The sequence below is a fragment of the Corallococcus sp. 4LFB genome (assembly GCF_046520365.1).
In the GTDB taxonomy this organism is placed as follows: Bacteria; Myxococcota; Myxococcia; order Myxococcales; family Myxococcaceae; genus Corallococcus; species Corallococcus caeni.
Map to the genome: position 1 here is coordinate 1 of NZ_JBKGHJ010000673.1, position 3,561 is coordinate 3,561.

General features: G+C 72.2%; 1 protein-coding gene. It reads right to left on the reverse strand.

Features of this window, described 5'->3' with window-relative positions; all coding sequences use genetic code 11:
* On the reverse strand, positions 1-3,544 hold a 3,544-nt coding region (locus ACLEQD_RS39290; protein ID WP_410391026.1), incomplete at its 3' end, for a condensation domain-containing protein.
* Positions 3,545-3,561: the final 17 nt, after the last annotated feature.

Below are 3,561 nucleotides of genomic sequence, written 5' to 3' on the forward strand. Positions count from 1 at the left end.
GGTAGTTCTCGAAGACGAAGAGGCTCTGGAACAGCGGCGTGCCTCGCGGCACCTGGCTGTAGCCCTGCACCCGCACCAGCGGGCTGTGCTCGTACTGACGCAGCTCCAGTTGCTGCGCCTGGAGCTGGCGCAGCCACGGGACGATCTGCTCCTGCGCGGGCACGCGCACGCGCACCGGCAGCGTGTTGATGAAGAGGCCCGTCATCCGCTCCACGCCCGGGAGGTCGGACGGACGCCCGGACACGGTGGCGCCCAGCACCACGTCCTGCTCGCCGCTGTGGCGCGCGAGCACCAGCGCCCAGGCGGCCTGCACCAGCGTGTTGAGCGTGAGCTGGTGGCGCTTCACGAAGGCGTCCACCGCCGTGGTCGAAGCGGCCGACAGGCGGATCGACTTCTCCGCGTGGTCCTGCGTCTGCGTCCGCGCCAGGGCCGCGCGCTCGTCCGCCGGCAGCGGCGTGGGCGCGTGGATGCCCGCGAGCTCCCGCTTCCAGAACGCCTCCAGCCGCGTGCCGTCCTGCCGCTGCAGCCACGCGATGAACTCGCGGTACGGGACCGCGCGCTCCCTCGGCACCGCCTGGCCCTGGTCCAGGGCGCGGTAGAGCGAGAACAGCTCCTGGATGAGGAGCGACATGCTCCAGCCGTCCAGCAGCAGGTGGTGGATGCTCCACAGGCAGCGCAGCACGTGGTCATCCATGCGGACGACGGTCAGCCGCATGAGCGGCGCGCGCGTCACGTCATGGCCTCGCGCACGGTCGTCCGCGAGGTACTGCTGGAACAGGTCCTGCTGCTCCGCCTGCGACAGGCCACGCCAGTCCAGCTCGCGCCACGGCAGCTCCGCCGACGCGTGCACCACCTGCAACGGCTCCGACAGGCCGTCCCACACGAAGGACGTGCGCAGGATGGCGTTGCGCTCCACGAGCAGCTCCCACGCCCGCCGCATCACCGGCAGGTTGACGGTGCCGTGGAAGCTCCACGCCATCTGCTCGCAGTACATGCCCGACGTGGGCTCCAGGAGCGCGTGGAAGAGCATGCCCTGCTGGAGCGGGGACAGCGGATACACGTCCTCCAGGTCCGGCGACGCCGCGTGCAGCTTCGCGAGCCCCGGCACGTCCAGCCGGGCCAGCGGGAAGTCCGCGGGCGTGTAGCGGCGCGCGTCCTGCGTCTCGCGGTTCGCGATGAGCGTGCGCAGGGACTTGAGGAACGACTCCGCCAGCGCCTCCACCGTGGCGCGCGCGTGCACGGCCTCGCTGTACGTCCAGGACAGCTCCAGCCGGCCGTTGATGACCAGGCCGTTCACCTCCAGGAGCGCCGTGCGCAGGCCGCCCTCGCCCTGGCCCGGACCCGCCGGCTCCTTCGCGAGGCCGAACATCGACTCGCCGGCCGCCATCGCGTCGAACTGGCCCAGGTAGTTGAAGGCCACCTGCGCGGAGGGCACCGCCTTGAGCTTCGCGGCGTCGTCCGCGTCGCGCAGGTAGCGCACGAGCCCGTAGCCCAGGCCCTTGTTGGGCAGCCGCCGCAGCGTGTCGCGCACCGCGCGCAGGCCATCCCCCGGGGTGCCGCCTTCGGGCACCTCCAGCAGCACCGGGTAGACGGACGTGAACCAGCCCACCGTGCGGGAGATGTCCGCGTCCGCGAACAGCTCCTCGCGGCCGTGGCCCTCCAGGTGGATGCGCGCCCGCCGCTCGCCGGTCCAGCCGGCCAGGGCCTGCGTCAGCGCCGCCAGGAGCACGTCGTTGATGTGGGCCCGGTACGCGGTCGGCACCTCCTGCAACAGGGCGCGCGTCTCCTCCGTCTCCAGCACCGCGCGCACGCTGTTCGCGGACGCGAGCGTGTTGAGACCCTGATGGTCCACCGGCAGGGGTTTGACCTCCCGGGCCCCCTCCAGCCAGAACGCCAGCTCCGACGCCATCGCCGGGCCGCGCGCGTGCGCCTCCAGCTTGCGCGCCCACTCCTGGAACGACGTCGTCTTCGACGGGAGCGACACGGGCACGCCGCGACGCAGCTGGGTGTAGGCGGTGTTCAGGTCCTCCAGCAGCACGCGCCACGACACGCCGTCCACCGCCAGGTGGTGCACGACGAGCAACAGGCGCTCGGTGTGGCCCGCTCCGCGCTCGACGAGCAGGGCGCGCAGCAGGAGCCCCTCGTCCAGGCGCAGGCTCTTGTGCAGGTCCGTCGCGGCGGCCTGGATGGCCCGGCGCTGGGCCTCCTCGTCGCCCGCGTGCGCGGAGACGTCCAGGCGCCGCAGCGACACCGGCTGCTCCAGGCCCGCGTTCTCCTGCGTCCAGCCGGCCTCGCCGCGCACGTAGCGCAGGCGCAGGGCGTCGTGGTGCTCCACCAGCCGCGCCAGCGCCTTCTCCAGCAGCCCGGCGTCCACGCGCTGCCGCGCTTCGATCATCACCGCCTGGTTGAAGTGGTGGGCCTGCGGGATGTCCCGCTCGAAGAACCAGTGCTGGATGGGAGTGAGCGGCACCGGGCCGCGCACCACGCCCTGCTCCGCCTGCGACGCGAGCGCCGCCGTGGCCACCTGGGCCAGCTCCGCCACCGTCTGGTGCTGGAAGAGCTGCTTCGCCATCAGGCGCAGGCCGGCCTGGTTGGCGCGCGAGATGATCTGGATGCTGATGATGGAGTCGCCACCCAGGGCGAAGAAGTTGTCGTGGATGCCCACCTTCTCCAGGCCCAGCACCGACGCCCAGATGGCCGCGAGCTTCTCCTCCTCCGGCGTCCGGGGCGCGACGTAGGCCTTGCCGGAGTCCTGGCGGTCCCCCTGCAGCGCGGGCAGGGCCTTGCGGTCCACCTTGCCGTTGGGCGTGAGCGGCAGCGACTCCAGCATCACGAACGCCGCGGGCACCATGTACTCCGGCAGCCGCGTCTTCAGCTCCGCGCGCAGCGCGTCCACCGTGGGCCGCGTCGCCTCCGGAGCGCCCACGTACGCCACCAGCCGCTTGATGCCCGGCGAGTCCTCGCGCGCGATGACGGTGTTCTCGGCCACGCCCTTGCACTGGCCCAGCGCGGACTCCACCTCGCCCAGCTCGATGCGGAAGCCGCGCACCTTCACCTGCGAGTCCAGCCGGGCCAGGAACACCACGCTGCCGTCCGGCAGCTGCTTCACCTGGTCGCCCGTGCGGTACAGCCGCGCACCAGGCTCCATGCTGAACGGGTGCGGCACGAACTTCTCCGCCGTCAGCTCCGGCCGGCCCAGGTAGCCCAGCGCCAGGCCGTCGCCGCCGATGTACAGCTCACCGAGCACCCCCACGGGCACGGGCTGAAGCTCGGCGTCCAGGACGTACAGCTCCGTGTTGGACAGCGGCCTGCCGATGGGCACCGCCGTCGCGCCCTCCGCCACTTCCTTCACGTGATGCCACGCCGCGAACGTCGTGCTCTCCGTGGGGCCGTACGCGTTGACGAACTTCCCAGGAGCCCCGCGCGCCAGCACCGCCCGCGCCGCGCCCGGATCCACGGCGTCGCCGCCGACGTGGAGCTGCCGCACCGTCTGGAACGTCTCCGCCGACTGCGCCACCAGCTGGTTGAACAGCGCGGACGTCACGAACAGCGTGCTGATGC